We start from the raw sequence: 19,595 nt of genomic DNA on the forward strand, positions 1-19,595 counted from the left end.
TCCGAAATTCCCAATTCAGATCCAAATCCTGCCGATCCAAAAACAGATTCTCCCGCAGTAGAAACCAAAAATCCGACAATTTCCGAAATTCCCAATTCAGATCCAAATCCTGCCGATCCAAAAACAGATTCTCCCGCAGTAGAAACCAAAAATCCGACTGTTTCTGAAAATCCCAATTCAGATCCAAATCCTGCTGAGATAAAAACGGAAAATTCCTCTGCGACAGAAACTGAAAATCCGACTGTTTCTGAAAATCCCAATTCCGATCCGAATTCTGCCGATCCAAAAACGGAAAATTCCTCTGCGACAGAAACCAAAAATTCGACAATTTCCGAAACTCCCAATTCAGATCCAAATTCTACTGAAACAAAACCCGAAAACTCCCCAACGACAGAAACTCAAAACCCGCAAGTTTCCGAAAACACAATCCCAACAATCTCAGAAAACACTCAACCAGCGATCGTAGTTGTCAACTCAATCGACTTCATCACAGGTGACAAAATCGAAACACCCGTCTTTTTCCAACTCGACAAACCAGGAATACCCGCAATACCCGCAGAATCCACAGACATTCTCACCGGGGAAATTGAAAACATCTCCCCAACTCTTATCGACAGCCTCGCAACAGCCAGCGAAAGCAATGAAACTTTTGGGCCACTTTCCGACGAAGAAATTGCCCTGCTGTGGGAAAATCTCAACCGCATCAGGGCGGCGGCAGAATTAAGCGAAAACTCCGAAACCTCAGAGTTAGAATACATCAACGCTAACGAAGATACCGACTCAAACAACCCAACTCGTCTTCCCTTCACTCCCATCAGTCAAAATTATCTGCCAACCGATATCGAAAACACAGCAGATTTCGAGTTGATAAATGGCGGCGACGGGGAAGCTGAAACCTCAGAATCCGCACAAACAGCCATCATTTCCGAAACAGCAACCCCTACGCCCGCAAACAATCAGCCAGAAACCTCTCAAACTACCATCCCAGCCAGCCCCAGCAACTCGGAAACAAACAACAACGAATACACTGTTGCAAAAACAGACAGCTTCACAGAAACAACTGCCGATTCTCCCCAACCAACCAAACCGCTAATCGGAATCATCGACACCGGCTTCACAACCAACAATCCCAACATCAACTACAGCCAAATCATCCTCGGCAAAGACTTAATCGAGGGCGACAACAATCCCCTACTCCAACCAAACCAAGGAAACCAACACGGCGACACAATTTTAGAAATTATCAGCCACTCCAACAATCAAAACGCCACCAAAAAATCGACTCCGATTTGGTTAGGACGAGCAACTGGCAGCGGCAACTGGCAGCAATCCCTGATAGAATTTGTAGACGCAGCCATTGCTGCAAAACAACCCAATGCCGTCGTCAACCTCAGCTTCGACTTAACCCAAATCAATCCCGACGGCACCCAAACCACACGCCACCAACTCACACCAGAAGAAAAATCAGCACTTAAATACGCTCAGGACAACAACATCCTGATTGTAGCAGCCACTGGCAACGAAGGGGATCTCGCATCAGCCCTCGGACAAGCCTCCACAGAATTCGACAACATCATCACCGTCGGCGCATCCTTTAACAACAATCGAGCCGCCTATTCCAGCTACGGAGAAGGGCTAGATATCTTAGCACCAACAAACACTCAAAAAACAGCAGAATCATCAACAACCGAAACAAAACAAGGCACATCAATAGCAGCAGCCTTCGTCACAAACACCATCTCCAAAATGTGGGAAACCAACCCATCACTGAACCGCCAACAAATCAAAAACATCCTCCTAAAAACTGCCAGCGACATCGACGTACCCGGATGGGACGAAAGAACAGGATACGGAATCTTAAATCCCCAATTAGCAATTGCTACCGCCACCGAAACAATCCCCACAATACCAGTATTAGCAGCCACCAAACAATTGACAAAAACCCTAATTAATGCCGCTGCAAATGTCAGTAACTCTCCGAATAGTACAGCCAAACCCTCAGAAAGACCGACCGCAACCAACGCCCCAGGCACACCAAAGACTACCAGCACCTCAACCGGAGACTACAACTCTGGCACCAGCTCCTATACCACAGAAGTAGCGCCATATACAACTACCTCTACCAGTAGTTCCAACGGCACAAGCACCACTAACTCTTACACCAATAGCAACTTATCAAACACAGAATCAAGCTGAGATCAAAACGCCGTCCAAACCAACAGCAAGGGCAACTCTTTTAACGAATACACCAGCGATTCCAGCACAAATGCTGCTACCTACACCAGCAAAAACTTTTCCCAAAACTCAGTAGGAAACAAAAATCAATCGCAGCAAAACTACAGCCGAGTTAAATACGAAGGCACTCGCAACGACCAAAGCTCATATCTTCAAAAATCCCGCTCTTCTAGCAATTATACCAGTCCCGAACAAACTACAAACACCACTGCCGACAGTTACCGAAACAGTTTTTCCCAATCAGACAGTCAATACGGAACCGACTATGCAATGAATAACGGCAACCGCCAAGACGATTGGGGTTCAAAATCAACTTCAAACACTCACTATACTAGCAGCACCGGAAGTTCTCTCAACAACAGTTCAACTCAAATTCAAGGCAAAGCCGATTGGACGAATAGCAGCAATGGTAATAGTTCTCTAAACACTCACAGCGGGGAAGAAAGCCAAGTAAATCGCTCGAATTATGAGAGTAGCAGTAGCAGCGGTTTTTACAAAAATGGCAACAGCAGCGACAACTATTCAGTAATCAATTCAACTTGGGACAACACTACAACTGACGGCAAAACAGTCGGCAGCAACAGCCGCGATACTTATTCAGAAGCCAATAGTAATTATCACAGCAGTTACGATGACGGTCAGTCAAAAAATACCAGCAATCAATCCACTTACACCGTCAATCAATCTCAAGAAACCAACAGCAGCAACGGCCCCTCATACTGGCACAACAACCGCAATAACAATTATTCTGTAAGTCAAGGGAATGACACGCAAAATTACAAAAACGGGCCGTCAACTAGCAGCCACAATCGGGATACTTATTCTCTTAGTAAGTCGAATTCTTCCAGCAGCAACAGTGAGGGGAAAGTTAGTTATAATTCCGAGCTTGAAAATTATTCAGAAAATCATGCTCAGTGGGAGAGCGAGTATAAGGCTGATACTTATACTACTCAAAGTACCAGCGATGAATCGACAATAACAGCTACTAAAAATAACAGCAGCACCTCGGGCAGTAATTACACCTCGTCTAACAGTAGCGACACCTCCCGTACTTGGAATTCACAGACAGTCACAACTTATAAAGATGGCCAAAGAACTGAAAATGGCAGTTCGACTTACGAGAAATGGTCGAGTGAAAGCAGTTACGATAGTAACGGCGTAGCTAGTTCGGTGTCCAAGTATTCTAGCTGGAGTTCAAGTTACAGCAAGTCTTATTTTAAGGGAGGTTACAGTTGGACGGAAACTGTGAGCGGTTACGACTCAGAATCGGTGACTAAAGGGGGTGTTTCGACGAGTAATGGTAGCAGTTGGAGTTGGACTCGCAGCGGGACTGAGTATGATGATGGGAGGAATAGTTGGAGTGAAAGTTGGTCGAAGTCTAGTTGGAAGGATGGGGAGTATTTGCCGGGTGAATATGAGGTAACGAGGGGGTCATTTGACCCAGAAGGAACACAGACCCAGACGAATAATTTGCCCTCATTTGGGGAAGCGCCGCGGTTGAATAAGGCGCCGAAACAACAGGTGCCACCGGATTTAGTGAAGCCTCCGAAGCCGAGTGATGATATTTGGCAGTTGCCGACTGTGATTTTTAAAGATGGTGCATCTAAAAATGCTTCAGAAGATAAGACTTTTTGGCTCCCAACTGATATTTACAAAGAGCTTACGTCTCAGAAAGTGATTAATGGAGATGGCTATTTTAATGCAAGTAGCCCTAAAAACGAAAGCCCTTGGGACAAATTTTTGGCAAAATTGCGTAGATTTATCCAAAGGTTGTTAGAGCTATCTCAACAAGGCAAGCAAGCTGTTCTAGAATTTTTAGGCGCACTTCTTTACTACTATCTCAAGAATAATGGGGCTTTACTTCAACCTTTCACTGACCTTCTGATACCAGGAGGAGCACAAGCACGAGACAAACTGGAAAAACTCTTACAAAAGAGTAAAGCAGCTCAGTTAGGAAGAGGTGCTGCTGATTTAATCGGAATTTTGCAAGGAATAGCGGAAATTTTGTTGGGAACTGGTGGTAGTATTGGAGGTGGTTTAACTGGAAACCCCGCACTGGTTGCTGCAGGATTGGGAGCGCTAGCACATGGGATCAGCTTAGTGGGAGTTAGCGCTCAGGATCTATCTAATCTGATTGTTCAGGTTCTTCAAAGTAATTCCGGTCATAATCCTTGGGATGATGTTCCAGAAGGGGACTTGGAAGAATTTTTGAATCCAGCGTATGAGTATATCGATACTCGTTCATGGCATCAAGGTGGTTCCACTACAGCAGAAAATTCTGTAAAAAACCATTTTAGGGATCATGGTACGGAAGTAGAGGCAGCGAATGTGCAGGAATATATTGACCTAGCAGAGAAGTTTAAACAAGTAGTTCTGAATAATAATAGAACCGAAATACGCCGAATAAGTGGAGCTACCTCAAATGTTTCTAGGTACGAACTGGGAGATAGATACATAGATTTAGTAGATTTAGGTCAAGGAGAATATGGTATAATATTTTTTGGAAAAGTTTGGCCTCGCCGCTGATTGAATCAAGTGTTAAGAGAATAAAGAGGGTTGTTGAAATATGGCGCTAGAACATAGATTTTTCTGCTTAAGAGAAGGAGAAGTGAGTTATGCAGAGTACATGAAATACTTCAAAATTAAGTTTGAAGTCAGTATCCACGATGATGTAATGCGCTACATGAATGATACCCTAATGTGGATACCATGTACTCATCTTTCAGTTAGACATAGAAGGAAGGCTCACGGATTAATGCTTTACGGTGATACAATTATTAATCAAGAAGGTGTTGAAATGTTTTATCATGTGATCGAGTCATGGTATCGCTTATTTTCAAAAGCTCCTGAGAAATTTCAGCTTGATGGAGGAATAATTATAGAAGCTGACAGAACGGTTTCTAGTCCACCAAAAGTTCACACTATCGAAGTTGAGCGAGACTTGCTCCTTGAAAAGCTTCGGATTTTACTCAATTATGCTAATCAGGTAATTGAGGGTGAATTCTTTATTTTGCATTTGGGTATTTGATGATAAAAATCTCAGTAAATCTCGATGAGTTATTGGATGTTTATTCAGAACCAAATAGTAAAGTAACTCTAACAGCAGTTACGATTGGAGAAGTTTGGTCTGGCCGCTGATTGAATTAAGTGTTAAGAGAATAAATAGGGTTGTTGAAATATGGCGCTAGAACATAGATTTTTTTGCTTAAGAGAAGGAGAAGTCAGTTATGCAAAGTGCATGAATTATTATGAAAAGGAGTTTGAAGTTAGTATCCACGATGACATAATGCGGTACATGAATGATACCTTAATGTGGATACCGTGTACTCATCTTTCACTTCCCTATAAAAAGAAAACAAAGGGATTATCGCTTTACGGTATTACAATTATTCACCAAGAAGATGGGGAAATGTTTTATCACGTAATCGATTCATGGTATCGCTTATTTTCAAAAGCTCCTGAGAGATTTCAGCTTGATGGGGGGATAATTATAAAAAATGACAGAAAGGTTTCAACTCCACCCAAAGTTTACACTATCGAAGTTGAGCGAGACTTGCTCCTTGAAAAACTGCGGATTTTGCTCAATTATGCTAATCAGGTAATTGAGGGTGAATTCTTTATTTTGCATTTGGGTATTTGATGATAAAAACCTCAGTAAATCTCGATGAGTTATTGGATGTTTATTCAGAACCAAATAGTAAAGTAACTCTAACAGCAGTTACGATGACGGCAAGTCAAAAAATACCAGCAACAGAGACACATATACCGTCAATCAGTCTCTGGAAACTTCGGGCAGCAACGGCCCATCATATTGGCAAAACAATCGAGGTAATAATTACTCGGTAACTCAGACCAATGATACCCAAAACTACACAAACGGGCCGTCAACTAGCAGCCACAATCGAGATACTTATTCTGTCAGCAAGTCGAACTCTTCGAGCAGCAACAGTTCGGGTAAAGTTAGTTCTAATTCCGAGCAAGAAAATTATTCAGAAAATCATGCTCAGTGGGAGAGCGAGTATAAGGCTGATACTTATACTACTCAAAGCAACAGCGACGAATCGACTATAACCGCTAGCAAAAGTAACAGCAGCACCTCGGGCAACAATTCCACCTCATCTAACAGTAGCGACACCTCAACCACGAGAAATTCACAGACAGTTACAACTTATAAAGATGGCCAAAAAACAGAAAATGGCAGTTCGAGTTACGAGAAATGGTCGAGCGAAAGCACTTACGATAGTAACGGCGTAGCTAGTTCGGTGTCCAAGTATTCTAGCTGGAGTGAGAGTTACAGCAAGTCTTACTTTAAGGGAGGTTACAGTTGGACGGAGACTGTGAGCGGTTACGACTCGGAATCGGTGACGAAAGGGGGTGTCTCGACGAGTAATGGCAGCAGTTGGAGTTGGACTCGCAGCGGGACAGTATGGGATGATGGAAGGAATAGTTGGAGTGAAAGTTGGTCGAAGTCTAGTTGGGAAGATGGCAAGTATGCGCCGAGTGAATCGGAGGTAACGAGGGGGTCATTTGACCCAGAAGGAACACAGACCCAGACGAATAATTTGCCGGAATTTGGGGAAGCGCCGCGGTTGAATAAGGCGCCGAAACAAGATGTGCCACCGGATTTGATGAAGCCTCCGAAGCCGATTGATGATATTTGGCAGTTGCCGACTGTGATTTTTAAAGATGCTGCATCTAAAAATGCTTCTGAAGACAAGACTTTCTGGCTGCCAACTGATATTTACAAAGAGCTTAAGTCTCAGAAGGTGATTAATGGAGATGGCTATCTTAATGCAAGTAGCCCTAGTACGATTAGCAGATTTGAGGCTATATGGAGATCAGCACTATCCATACTGCGGGTATTTTATGGTGAGGATGCTGATAAATTGATTCAGCCTGGTGTACTACAGGTGACTGACAGTAAAGGCATTCTGGATGCAATGGATAGAGCAAATAATTGGCCATCAGGAAAAGCTAAACAGCAATACGGCAATTTGTATGGTCTCGTAACTAATGGTAGGCTATTCATCAATTCTGATTTGAATACAGACGATATGACGATACTAAAAACAATGGTTCATGAAATGTTGCACATCAATCAACATCGAAATTTAACTACTACATTGGGCCCAAATCTTATGGAAGGTCTTACTCAACGTCTTGCTATGCAAGCAGTCCGGGCTTCGGGACGCCCTTGGGATGATGCAGGAGGGTATAAAGATCAAGTAAGAGTAGTTGTTAGTCTAGAGCGGTTGCTTGGCTCGCGGACACTAAAGGAAGTCTACTTCAACAATCCCGGCTTGCTTGCTACAGAATTCGATCGAGCTGCTGGGTTTAAGTTATTTGATACTTTTCTACAACTTATAGAGCAACGGAAATTTGATGAAGCAATTCGTTTAATACCGTTTTAATTGAGCATTTTTCACTCCAGATAGATCACCTGAAGCAGTGGCAGCTAAAATTTGACAACAAAGGAGCAGATCGGAATATGGGATCGTTATACAAAGACAACAATAGCCATTACACAGAGATAATTTTTAAAACATTTTTAATAAACGAGAGTCATAGTTTTTTCCAAGCAGCTAAATATCATATTTGGAAGTTAGGTCTAACACTGATAATGGTATCAATTTGTGCGTGCCAATCAACTCAATCAACTGAATTGGAGACAAAGCCAGTAAAAGCTAATGAATTGGAAATGAGGCCAATAGAAGCTATCCCAGAGGTTGCACATCCTCAGAATCCATGCCCTATTCCTCAAATCCCAGTCGATAACCAAGCTCTGACTAACTTACATACAACTTCTCAAGTAGAGCTGGAAATACGAGATATCCAACAAAAGTCTTTTGACTTAGCAGTAGAAACAGCTCAGAGTACGGGCAGAAGAGATGAGCGACTTGCGAGCGCGAGTATAATGTATCAACGCCTGACAGAGCTTCATCCTCTAATTTCGTGTGAAGCGAGCAAGCAGACATTAGCAATTATTTGGTCAGATGCTCGCCTAGATATTGGGTATGTCCTCTCAGATGGAAAAGAGCTGGCTCGTCCTGGTTTGTATGTCTACGTACAAGCACTCAGACAAAAAAATATAGAAAATAAAGAGACCCCGTAAGAACTTAAGTGGATATCTTTTTTCCTCAAACTTTATCTAAATTAATGAGAATTAGTGAGCGATCGTACTTTTTGAGATTGCGACTCGTACATAGGGTCAAATTCCCTTTGAGTAGATCGCCAGTTTTGAGGTAATTTTCTGTTTCGGGCAATCAAAACTCTACAATAAAATTATCAAACATCAGTCAGCGAGTCAAATTATTCCAGCAGCAACAGTGCGGGGAAACCCAGTTCCAAAAACGCAACTGAAAACTATTAGGAAAATCAACTGCAGTGGGAGAGCGAGTATAAGGCTGATACTTATACTACTCAAAGTACCAGCGAGGAATCGACAATAACCGCTAGCAAAAGTAACAGCAGCACCTCGGGCAACAATTCCACTTCATCTAGCAGTAGCGACACCTCAACCACGAGAAATTCACAGACAGTTACAACTTATAAAGATGGCCAAAGAACAGAAAATCGTAGTTCTAGTTACGAGAAATGGTCGAGTGAAAGCAGTTACGATAGTAACGGCGTAGCTAGTTCGGTGTCCAAGTATTCTAGCTGGAGTGAGAGTTACAGCAAGTCTTATTTTAAGGGAGGTTACAGTTGGACGGAAACTGTGAGCGGTTACGACTATGAATCGGTGACTAAAAGAGATGTCTCGACGAGTAATGGTAGCAGTTGGAGTTGGACTCGCAGTGGGACTGAGTATGATGATGGTCCCAATAGTTGGAGTGAAAGTTGGTCGAAGTCTAGTTGGAAAGATGGGGAGTATTTGCCGGGTGAATATGAGGTGACGGGGGGGTCATTTCACCCGGAAGGGACGGGGACGCATACGAATAATTTGCCGGAATTTGGGGAAGCGCCGCGGTTGAATAAGGCGCCGAAGGGGGAGGTGCCGATTGACCTTCAGAAGCCTCCGAAGCCAAGTGATGATATTTGGACACCACCGCTTCGTACTGTTACTCCTCCACGAGAAATAGAGAATGCTCCAGATAATTGGTTCGCCGGTGCTGGGGGTATTGGTGGACAACCTGATGTCAGTAACATGACGTTTATTCAGAAGTTAAAGGCTGCTATTCAACTGGTACCGGGGTTACTTGTGGGAGATGCTAAAGCTGCTTTTCAGCAACTCGTGGATGACCCACAATTCTTGGCTGCATTAATTGCTGTAGGGCTTGCTTTTGCAGCTTTGCAAGCTATACCAGGTGTAGGTCAAGCGATTGATGCTATGCTGATTCTACTCTGTGGTTTTTCCGCAGGATACAGCTTAGGTAGCTTCTTCTTCAAAGCATGGCAAGCGAAAGATGAACAAGGGTTACGTGCTGCTGCTAATGACTTCAATAATGTCCTTAAGGAAGTAGGAGTCCTTACGGTAATTTGGACGCTTAAACTCGCAGCTCGTTTATTGCGTTCATTACGAGGAGGTACTACAGCTATGCAGGTTCTAAAATTCCCACTCGATCTAAACGCCCCTCCTGGTATTATTTTGGAATCCGCACAGCCAACCCTTTTAGATAGTAAGTTCCAGCAGGTTCCTGGACTGATTCAATCAATGGTCAACGGAGAAGCTATTCCTCCTATCGCTGGTTTCAGGCAAGGAAACCGTTATATTATCTCAGAGGGAAATCATAGAATGGCTGCTGCCCTCAAGTTGTATGAAGAAACTGGCAATCCACAATATGTACAGCGTTTACTAGAACAGGGGAGATGGACTGAATTCTCTCCGGAATACGTAAACAAAACTTATAGAATGACGAAGTAGACCACGCAATACTGTGTAAAAATATGCGGATTTCATTTGACCTTGATGACACTCTAATTTGCGCTCGGAAAGAAGCCCCGTGGGAACCCAATCGAGTACCATTTTTCCTCAAACCTTGGATTAACGAACCATTGCGACTGGGAACACGCGCATTGATGCAGGAATTGAAAACATGGGGACACGAAATATGGATTTATACAACTTCCTACCGTTCCCCTTGCTCTGTACGCCTGTGGTTGCGTTGCTACGGCATTCAAGTAGCAGGGGTCATCAATCAAAATATCCATAGAGCTCATCTGCATCGCTATCCAGGCGATTCCTTGCCCAGCAAAAATCCGCGAGCGTTTGGTATTGACTTGCATGTGGATGATTCTGAAGGGGTAAAATTAGAGGGTAAAAAGTATGGTTTTAAGGTGGTTGTGATTTCCCCAGAAGATTGCAATTGGACTCTGACAGTTCTGGAAGCAGTTGCACGTCGGTAAAAAATCGGAACGAAAGCGATCGCAACTCCTAAATTAATCTTTACGTAGCAATAATGCGATTAATTTACCGTATTTGCCAGCGCGATCGATGTGGAGTGAGAGTTACAGCAAGTCTTATTTTAAGGGAGGTTACAGTTGGACGGAAACTGTCAGCGGTTACGACTATGAATCGGTGACTAAAAGAGATGTCTCGACGAGTAGTGGCAGCAGTTGGAGTTGGACTCGGAGCGGGACAGTATGGGATGATGGTCGAAATGATTGGAGTGAAAGTTGGTCGAAATATAGTTGGAAGGATGGGGAGTATGCGCCGGGTGAATCGGAGGTAACGAGGGGGTCATTTGACCCAGAAGGAACACAGACCCAGACGAATAATTTGCCGGAATTTGAGGAAGCGCCGCGGTTGAATAAGGCGCCGAAACAACAGGTGCCACCGGATTTACAGAAGCCTCCGAAGCCGAGTGATGATATTTGGCAATTACCGACTGTGATTTTTAAGGAGCCTCAGTTTAAAGATGTCTTTGGTAGTAGTGGCTCTGATTCTGCTTCGGGTGGAAGTGGGAATGATGATGTAGCCAATAATCCGTCTGGTGGAGGTAATCCGTATGACGACGATCCATGCTATAAACTTTTACAGGAAATTGTAGCTCTTGGTAAAGAGTTGAAAAAACGCTACGACGATTTGCGTTTAGACGATCAGGATCTTTATAATCGGCGTCGTGAAATTACCGATCCTCCCGTCCCGCGAATTCCTCCCTTATCGGGTCGTCGGACTACTGTGACTAGCGATCCCGGTTCTTGGGACGGACACAAAGACAAATACATAAAAGATCAAAAAAGGTTAGAAGCATTGATCAAGGAGTTTCAAGACAATAAGGATTGTGATGATGACAACGATCCGTTTAATTACAACCTGGAGAAGCAGTATATTGAAGCACAGCACTATTCAGAACAACCACCTCCTGAACAGCCCGATCGCAGAAACCCCAGTAGCTTGCTGGCACGGGCAATTGAGCTTGGCGCAGAGGTAATAGACGGTATGTTATGGGTAGGAGCGACGGTAGGAGGAGCTGTTCTGATCGGATTATAAATAATTGCAAAGCTTCTGGGGTTAGAGTTACGTTTTAAGCCGTGACAAACACTATCATTTATGACAAAACAAAACTGTTTGGAACTTAAATTATCTTGGAAAGATAGGGAAAGCAGGGATTACTTGAAAGCTTTATCTTTACCAACTCTACCGTGGGCTGCTCCTTTCCTACCGCTGCTGGGATTGCCAAATGCTCTATTAGAGCAACCGTCCATCTGGGAGTCCATTTATACCCAGGCTTTTATTGAGCATCAGACTCGCTATCGCCTGAGAGATTGGACAGGCACACACGGGGAGCGAGGCGAACTGGTACGGCAGGTAGTCACGAAGGCGTTGTCGCTGCTAGCACAGCAGATGGGACGGAATGTGGCAATTGATTTAGAGAAATGGGCCAGGTTTCACGTATGCTGTCCTGAAGCCGACAGAGCGATGAGAGAGTGGGAAAAAACTCTTAGGGGTGCCTATCTTTCGCCAAATTCCCGTCGATATCATCGAAAAGTTCCTCCACCCGCCGTCTTAGTACCAATATTGCCTCTTATTGCTGAACTGGTAAATTTCGATCGCAGAAAGGAGATCGACCAGCATTTGATGCGCGTCGCCCCGCCCCCGGACTACGAGCAGATCCCCGAAGAATATATGGAACATTGTTTTGAAGCAACGATCCTATCTGGGGTAATCGATCGAGCGCTGACGCTGAAAGCTTTGCAAACAATTGCCTCTAGACTCAATGACACGGAACGTTCCGAAGTGGTAACGTGGGCGCAGGCTCAAGCTCGGATTCTGTATAGAGGTGGTAACCCAGAAAATCTGTGTGGAGATAAGTATTTGCAAGTTGAACTACCCTGTTTTGATGTTCCATCATTACTTGACTTTTCTACTTTAGATGAGAGTGCAATTGACGGAAGCCACCACTCCTGATAAGACGGTAGATTAACGATCGCACATCGCCCGTACAATTTCCTTTGAGTCGATCGTCCGTTTTTAGGTGATTTTCTATTTCGGGCGATCGGCGATTGATTCTGCGGGCGATCAAACTTTTGTATGACGGGCGATTGACTGCGATCGCCCCAGACGACCCCAATTTCGATATAGATAAAAAATTTAGTGATTTTGAATACAATTTCCCACTCAACAGTCGATCAAACTCCTCAATTTTCGATGGGGATCTAAAATTCACCTAAAGTTCGACGCCCGATCGCAAAACCCTTCCTAAGATAGAAGTTGGGGGACGATCGACCTAAAAGCCGATTCAGGGGCAAACGCCTTGCACCTGAAAATCCCCAACTAGCAAGCCGCAAGACAGGGAGGACATCAAAATCATGGTAAACGCGCCGACAGGGGAAACCCGCCTGGGCCCGATAGATCAGGTACAATCCTTAGACCGCGATTGCACAACCCTATCTCGTCACGTACTCCAGCAACTTCACAGCTTTTCAGCAGATGCTCAGGATCTCAGTGCCCTGATGAATCGCATCGGGCTGGCGGCTAAGCTGATCGCGAGGCGGCTCAGCAGAGCCGGGTTAATGGAAGATGCTTTAGGCTTTACAGGGGCTACGAACGTGCAGGGAGAATCCGTCAAAAAGATGGATATCTATGCGAATGAAGTGTTTATCTCGGTCTTCCAGCAAAGCGGACTTGTCTGCCGTTTGGCTTCCGAGGAAATGGAAAAACCCTACTACATTCCCGAAAATTGTCCGATCGGGCGTTACAGTCTGCTCTACGACCCCATAGACGGTTCTTCCAATCTTGACATCAATCTCAATGTAGGCTCCATATTCAGCATCCGCAAGCAAGAGGGGGACGATGCAGATGGCTCTGCTTCCGACTTGCTGCAACATGGACACAAACAAATTGCCGCTGGTTATGTACTCTACGGCCCCAGTACCATGCTGGTTTATTCGATCGGTCAGGGCGTTCATTCTTTTACCCTCGATCCGAGTTTGGGCGAGTTTATTCTAGCTAACGAAAACATTAAGGTTCCCGATCGCGGCCCGATTTACAGCGTTAATGAAGGCAACTTCTGGCAGTGGGAGGAATCTTTGAGGGACTACATTCGCTACGTACACCGCAGCGAAGGCTACACCGCCCGGTACGGCGGGGCTTTGGTGGGAGATTTCCACCGGATTTTATTCCAGGGAGGCGTGTTTTTGTACCCCGGAACGGTCAAACAACCGGAGGGCAAATTGCGTTTGCTCTACGAATCGGCTCCTTTGGCGTTTTTGATGGAGCAAGCCGGCGGGCGCGCCAGTACGGGGACTCAAGATATCTTAGACGTTGTGCCGACCAAACTGCACGAGCGATCGCCCTTGATTGTCGGCAGTAAAGAAAATGTAGCGATGGTGGAGTCTTTTATTCAAGATCGATCGCGCAATCCTAGAACAGTCCAAGGGTGAAGGAAGTTCGGCAACGGATTGTGTAACGGATGTAACGGATGTAACGGATGTAACGGATGTCAGGAAGAAGGAAGAGGGTTTTAACTTATAACTTTCGACTCCCAATTACCAATTCCCCATTGCCAATTTTCAATTACCACTTTTCAATTTTCAATTTCCAATTTCCAAGTCCCAATAAACAGCTATCAAATTGTAGGAGTTACAGTAATGACAACAACGCCAACGAATCACCTGTTAGAAATCAAAGAAATTGGCCAAAGTATCTGGATGGACAATTTGACTCGCGATCTGATCGAGTCCGGCGAACTAAAACAGATGATTGAAAGTCGGGGACTGCGCGGGATTACATCTAATCCGGCTATTTTTGAGAAAGCGATCGCGGGTAATGTGATTTACGACGCGGATATCGAAGCGGGCATCCGGGCGGGTAAATCTGTAATGGAGATTTACGAATCTCTGGTATTTGAAGATATCCGCAACGCTTGCGACATCTTCGCCCCAGTTTACGCAGAGTCGAAGGGTTTGGACGGCTACATTAGCATTGAAGTGCCACCGACGATCGCCAACGATACAGAAAGCACGATTAGCGAAGCCATACGCTATTACCAAGCCCTCGGCAAAGAAAACGTGATGATTAAGATTCCGGGAACCGCTGAAGGTTTGCCCGCAGTCGAGCGAGTCATCAGCGAAGGCATTAACGTTAACGTGACTTTACTGTTCTCGGTTGACAGCTACGTCGAAACCTTCTGGGCTTACATTCGTGGTTTGGAAGCGCGGGTGGCTAAAGGTTTGGATGTGAGCAATATTGCTTCTGTTGCCAGTTTCTTCTTGAGCCGGATCGACATCAATGTCGATGGCAAGATTGACGAGAAACTCAAAAATGTCACAGATATTTCCACAAAAGCTAAACTGGAAGCGGTGAAAGGGAAAGTTGCGATCGCCAATGCGAAGATAGCTTACCAGAAGTATAAAGAGATCGTAGCGAGCGATCGCTGGCAAGCTTTAGCGGCCAAGGGAGCCAAAGTGCAGCGCTTACTGTGGGCTTCCACCAGCACCAAAAACCCCAACTACAGCGATGTCATGTACGTCGATGAACTAATCGGCCCCGACACCGTTAACACTTTGCCGCCGAACACCGTTGAAGCTTGTTTCGATCACTGCGATGTCGCACCCCGGATTGAGAACAACGTTGCAGAAGCTTACACGCTGATCGAAAGTCTCAAAGATCCCGACATTGACATCAACTTGGACCAAGTGATGGCAGACTTGCTCTTGGACGGGATTGATAAATTCGTCACCCCGTTCCAATCCCTGATGGATTCCTTGCAAGAGAAAGTGCAGAAGTTGTCACCCGTCGCTTAGGCAGATATCTGTATCCTTGAAGGCAGAAGCATTTAGGAGTCGGAATAGATAATTGTTTTGGCTCTTGAGTGCTGAGTTTTAAATCCTCTCTAGGAAAAATGTGCGCAATTGCGCACATTTTTCCTAGAAAAAAAAATCTAGTCCGTCCTCTAGCACGACTCTCGCCAGAACTCCAACTCCAATTCTCCATCTCCCACCGCTGAGGAATTGCTATGCAAAGTACCAATACCCTACTAGAGAGCGAGTATGCAACCGACCAACTTGATGTCGCCGAACGGGCGAGGCTTCAAGAACTGGAATTGATCGTAGAACAAGGACTTAAGACTTTTTACGAAGTCGGCAAAGCCCTTAACGAAATTCTGGTACAGAAACTGTACCGGGAAACCCACAAGACCTTTGAGACTTATTGTTTAGAAAAGTGGAACATAGCCAGACGGACAGCCTATCAATTTATTGAGGCAGCCTTAGTGATGGAAAATTTGTGCGCAATTGCGCACATTTTGCCTAGAAAGGAAAATCAAGTTCGTCCTTTGACCAAACTCTCCCCAGAATTACAAATCCAAATCTGGCAAGAGGCGGTAGAGTCATCACCCAACGGCATTCCAACTGGTGCAGCCGTTAAGCGCTTGGTTGAGGAACGATTTCCTTCAGACGGAAGCGGGAGAACTCATAAAGATGGTGCTTCAGAATTGGAGAAGTTGCGATCGGACAATCAGCGGCTCAGAGAGCAAATCCGACAGCAAAACAGAGACAGGGATCGTCGCGCTGCTGCTGTGGCTTTGGAAATGGAGCAACTTCGAGCCGAAAACAGGCAGTTGAAAGCTGAACTGCGACAGCGCGATCGAGATTGGGAAGTGCGACTGGCTGCTGAGAGGATAAAAATCCGGGAGGAAGTCAGGGCCGAAATGAAAGCTGAGTATGAAGGGCAAATTAACTCTCTCACCCAGCAACTAGCAGAAATGACCGCAAACTATCATGGTGTATTAGCAAGACTAACAGCTCTAGAAAAAGGAAAATAAATGGTAACGCTACTTGAAAACCCACTGCGCGTCGGTTTGCGAAAAGAACGAGTGCCGGAACCACAAATTCTGGTAATCTTCGGAGCTTCTGGGGATCTGACCCAGCGCAAACTGGTACCTGCAATTTATCAGATGAAGCGCGATCGACGCTTGCCACCGGAAACTACAGTCGTGGGAGTAGCCCGACGCCCTTGGAGTCACGATTACTTCCGCGAGCAAATGCGGGAAGGCATTGAAGAATTTGGCGGCGGCATTGGCAATGAAGAATTTTGGCAAGATTTCGCTAAAGGTTTGTACTACTGTCCGGGCGACATTGACAACCCGGAAAGCTATGAAAAACTCAAAGCTTTCTTAGCGGAACTCGACGAAGAAAGGAGAACTCGCGGCAATCACATATTTTATCTGTCGGTTTCCCCGAACTTTTTCCCAGAAGCAATTAGGCAACTGGGCGCGGCTCAAATGCTGGCCGATCCAGTAAAAAACCGCTTGGTAATTGAAAAACCCTTCGGCCGCGACTTGAGTTCGGCAAAAGCTCTCAACCGAGTCGTGCAGAAGGTTTGCCAAGAACAGCAAGTTTACCGGATAGACCACTATTTGGGTAAAGAAACTGTTCAGAATTTAATGGTGTTCCGGTTTGCTAACGCGATTTTTGAACCGCTGTGGAATCGGCAATTTGTCGATCACGTACAAATTACAGTTGCAGAAACAGTAGGGGTAGAAGACCGGGCGGGTTACTACGAATCCTCTGGGGCGTTGCGGGATATGCTGCAAAACCACTTGATGCAGATTTTCTGTCTGACGGCGATGGAACCGCCGAACTCGCTCGACGCTGACAGCATCCGCACCGAAAAGATGAAAGTTCTGCAAGCAACTCGCTTGGCAGATTTGCATAACTTGGAGTTCTCAGCGATTCGGGGTCAATATTCCGCAGGTTGGATGAAGGGCAAACCCGTGCCGGGATATCACGATGAACCGGGGGTTGCTCCCAACTCGACAACGCCAACTTTTGTGGCGATGAAGTTTATGATTGACAACTGGCGCTGGCAGGGAGTGCCTTTCTACCTGCGAACCGGCAAACGGTTGCCGAAAAAAGTTAGCGAAATTGCGATTCAGTTCCGCGAAGTTCCGCTGCTAATCTTTCAGTCTGCGGCCCAACAAACTACTCCTAACGTTTTGACTATGCGCGTGCATCCGAACGAGGGGATTTCGCTGAGGTTCGAGGCGAAAATGCCGGGGCCGGATTTGCGGACGCGGACGGTGGATATGGATTTCAGTTACGGTTCTTCTTTTGGGGTGACATCTTCGGATGCTTACGATCGCCTGTTAATTGACTGTATGCTGGGCGACCAAACTTTGTTTACCCGTTCTGATGAAGTGGAAGAAGCTTGGCGGGTGGTAACGCCGGCGCTGATGGATTGGGAATCCTCCACCGACCCAGATTTGGTTCCTAAATACGAAGCGGGTACTTGGGAACCTGCGGAAGCAGAACTGCTAATTAACAGAGACGGTCGCAAGTGGCGAAGACTTTAAGAGTCAGTCGATTTTAGATTTTAGATTTTAGATTTTAGATTTACTGCACAGATGAATCTGAGAGCTTAAACTAGGGTCTAAAATTTTGGGATCTCCAGGACTACTGAACTAATGACCAATCACTGATGACTAAAAACTTAGAAAGGAGAAAAGATTTATGACGATGACACCGATGAAAGCTCCGCCTCTGGTTTCGCTACAAAGTCCTAAAGATGTGTCGATCGACCAAATAGAGGCCGAATTGAGTCAAATTTGGGAAAGTTACAGAGAATCGGGGTCGAAGGGCGATTTTCCGATCGCTACTAGGGCAACAACGTTTACTTTTGTAGTCTACGAACCGGAAGAAACTCAGCAGTTATTGGCGGATCTGGGGTTTTACGACGGGCCAGTGGACGGTATTACCGGGCCGATGACGGCATCTAGCATCAGGGCGGCTCAAAAAGCTTACGGGCTGCCGAGAACTGGCAAACCTAACGCTGAATTGCTGGCGACTTTGCGGGAAGAAGTGGCTCGCAAAAATTCCACAGGCGAGGAGATGGGATCGAGTGGTTTGGGTTCCGGGGGTTCGGGCGTGGCTGACGCGATCGTGGCTGCCAATCCCTGCCGGATTATTGCTCTGTGTCCGACGGCGGGGGAAGATACGGGCGTACAGGCTCAAGTGGCTGCTTATTGTCCGGTTCACAAGCGCACCACTGGCAATCTGATCTGCTGCGAGTATATTACGCTCCGGGGTACGGAAGCTGCTTTGGAACGGGTGAGCGGCATCGTGACGGCGTTGACTATCGCTGATTTGCCGACGCTGCTGTGGTGGAAAGCGAATCCCGATGCCGATCGAGGTTTGTTCCAGCGGCTGGCGGCAGTTAGCAGTTCTGTGATTGTTGACTCTAGCAGCTTTGCTGAGTGTGAAGCCGAATTGCTGTTGATGCAAAGTCTGATCGAGGAGGGAATTCCGATCGCGGATCTGAATTGGCGCCGGCTGGCCGCGTGGCAAGAGTTGGCTGCTGAGGCTTTTGACGCGCCGGAACGTCGCGCTGCGATTCGGGAAATCGATCGGGTGACGATCGATTACGAACAGGACAATTCTACGCAAGCGCTGATGTATTTGGGTTGGCTGGCGAGCAGGCTTCAGTGGCGTCCGGTTGCTTTCAAACAGGAAGAGGGCGATTACCAAATCAAGCGAATTAAATTCGCGGGACCCGACGAACGGGTTGTCGAAGCCGAGTTGGCTGCTATTCCTACTGCTGATACGGGCGATATCGCGGGCGATTTGATTGCTGTGCGTTTGAATTCTACAAACGAAAAGGCTGACTGCGGTACAGTTCTGTGTTCGGAAGCGGGTGGCTGTATGCGGATGGAAACAAAGGGCGGCGCTCAAACCGATCGGTTTAACCAGGTGAGTCCTCTGTTCGATCAGGTGACGGAACAGTTGCTGGGCCAGCACTTGCAGAGTTGGGGCCGAGATGTGCTTTACGAAGAAAGTTTGGCAGTGACGGCTCAAATGCTGAAGTTGGCTAAGGGGTAAAAAGAAGTTCGGCAACGGATGGTGTAACGGATGTAACGGATGTAACGGATGGATGGAATCAGGAGAAAGGAGAAAAAAATAAGCTAGACGGATTGAGTTAATAT

General features: G+C 45.9%; 15 protein-coding genes. All 15 read left to right on the top strand.

The genetic code is table 11. The features are described 5' to 3' along the window. Positions 1–2,196, top strand: a 2,196-nt coding sequence (locus QT992_RS02150) for a S8 family serine peptidase (RefSeq protein WP_333376444.1), incomplete at its 5' end; no start/stop codon positions are given. Between the two features lie 309 nt (positions 2,197–2,505). Continuing rightward, the gene (locus QT992_RS02155) at positions 2,506–4,761 is read left to right on the top strand and encodes a hypothetical protein (RefSeq protein ID WP_333313233.1); all 2,256 of its coding nucleotides are present in this window, start codon (positions 2,506–2,508) and stop codon (positions 4,759–4,761) included. Positions 4,762–4,801: 40 nt separating this feature from the next. Next, complete coding sequence (locus QT992_RS02160) at positions 4,802–5,263, top strand: Coagulation factor 5/8 type-like protein (RefSeq protein ID WP_333058543.1); 462 nt, start codon at positions 4,802–4,804, stop codon at positions 5,261–5,263. 150 nt (positions 5,264–5,413) lie between these two features. Then, the gene (locus QT992_RS02165; RefSeq protein ID WP_333058544.1) at positions 5,414–5,875 is read left to right on the top strand and encodes a hypothetical protein; all 462 of its coding nucleotides are present in this window, start codon (positions 5,414–5,416) and stop codon (positions 5,873–5,875) included. Positions 5,876–6,497: 622 nt separating this feature from the next. Next, complete coding sequence (locus tag QT992_RS02170; protein ID WP_333313234.1) at positions 6,498–7,646, top strand: hypothetical protein; 1,149 nt, start codon at positions 6,498–6,500, stop codon at positions 7,644–7,646. Positions 7,647–7,723: 77 nt separating this feature from the next. Then, the gene (locus QT992_RS02175; RefSeq protein ID WP_333313236.1) at positions 7,724–8,347 is read left to right on the top strand and encodes a hypothetical protein; all 624 of its coding nucleotides are present in this window, start codon (positions 7,724–7,726) and stop codon (positions 8,345–8,347) included. 528 nt (positions 8,348–8,875) lie between these two features. Continuing rightward, positions 8,876–10,096: a hypothetical protein gene (locus QT992_RS02180; RefSeq protein ID WP_333313238.1), complete on the top strand. Its 1,221-nt coding sequence runs from the start codon at positions 8,876–8,878 to the stop codon at positions 10,094–10,096. A 23-nt stretch (positions 10,097–10,119) separates the two neighbouring features. Continuing rightward, positions 10,120–10,578: a hypothetical protein gene (locus tag QT992_RS02185; protein ID WP_333058582.1), complete on the top strand. Its 459-nt coding sequence runs from the start codon at positions 10,120–10,122 to the stop codon at positions 10,576–10,578. An 88-nt stretch (positions 10,579–10,666) separates the two neighbouring features. After that, complete coding sequence (locus QT992_RS02190) at positions 10,667–11,665, top strand: hypothetical protein (protein WP_333313239.1); 999 nt, start codon at positions 10,667–10,669, stop codon at positions 11,663–11,665. Between the two features lie 60 nt (positions 11,666–11,725). Further along, a complete protein-coding gene (locus QT992_RS02195; protein ID WP_333313241.1) occupies positions 11,726–12,583 on the top strand; it encodes a hypothetical protein in 858 nt (285 codons plus the stop codon). Between the two features lie 401 nt (positions 12,584–12,984). After that, positions 12,985–14,058, top strand: a complete 1,074-nt coding sequence (fbp, locus tag QT992_RS02200; protein ID WP_333376447.1) for a class 1 fructose-bisphosphatase — start codon at positions 12,985–12,987, stop codon at positions 14,056–14,058. Between the two features lie 207 nt (positions 14,059–14,265). Continuing rightward, on the top strand, positions 14,266–15,420 hold the full coding sequence (tal, locus tag QT992_RS02205; protein ID WP_333313244.1) for a transaldolase: 1,155 nt from the start codon (positions 14,266–14,268) through the stop codon (positions 15,418–15,420). A 212-nt stretch (positions 15,421–15,632) separates the two neighbouring features. Continuing rightward, entirely contained in the window at positions 15,633–16,439 is an 807-nt protein-coding gene (locus QT992_RS02210) for a hypothetical protein (RefSeq protein WP_333313246.1), read from the top strand. After that, positions 16,440–17,969 carry a glucose-6-phosphate dehydrogenase gene (zwf, locus tag QT992_RS02215; protein ID WP_333313247.1) on the top strand — a complete coding sequence of 510 codons (1,530 nt, stop codon included), beginning with the start codon at positions 16,440–16,442 and terminating at the stop codon, positions 17,967–17,969. Positions 17,970–18,126: 157 nt separating this feature from the next. Beyond that, positions 18,127–19,491: a glucose-6-phosphate dehydrogenase assembly protein OpcA gene (opcA, locus tag QT992_RS02220; protein ID WP_333335312.1), complete on the top strand. Its 1,365-nt coding sequence runs from the start codon at positions 18,127–18,129 to the stop codon at positions 19,489–19,491. Positions 19,492–19,595: the final 104 nt, after the last annotated feature.

Origin of the sequence: Microcoleus sp. T3_D1 (genome assembly GCF_036700405.1) — a bacterium.
Classification (GTDB): Bacteria; Cyanobacteriota; Cyanobacteriia; order Cyanobacteriales; family Microcoleaceae; genus Microcoleus.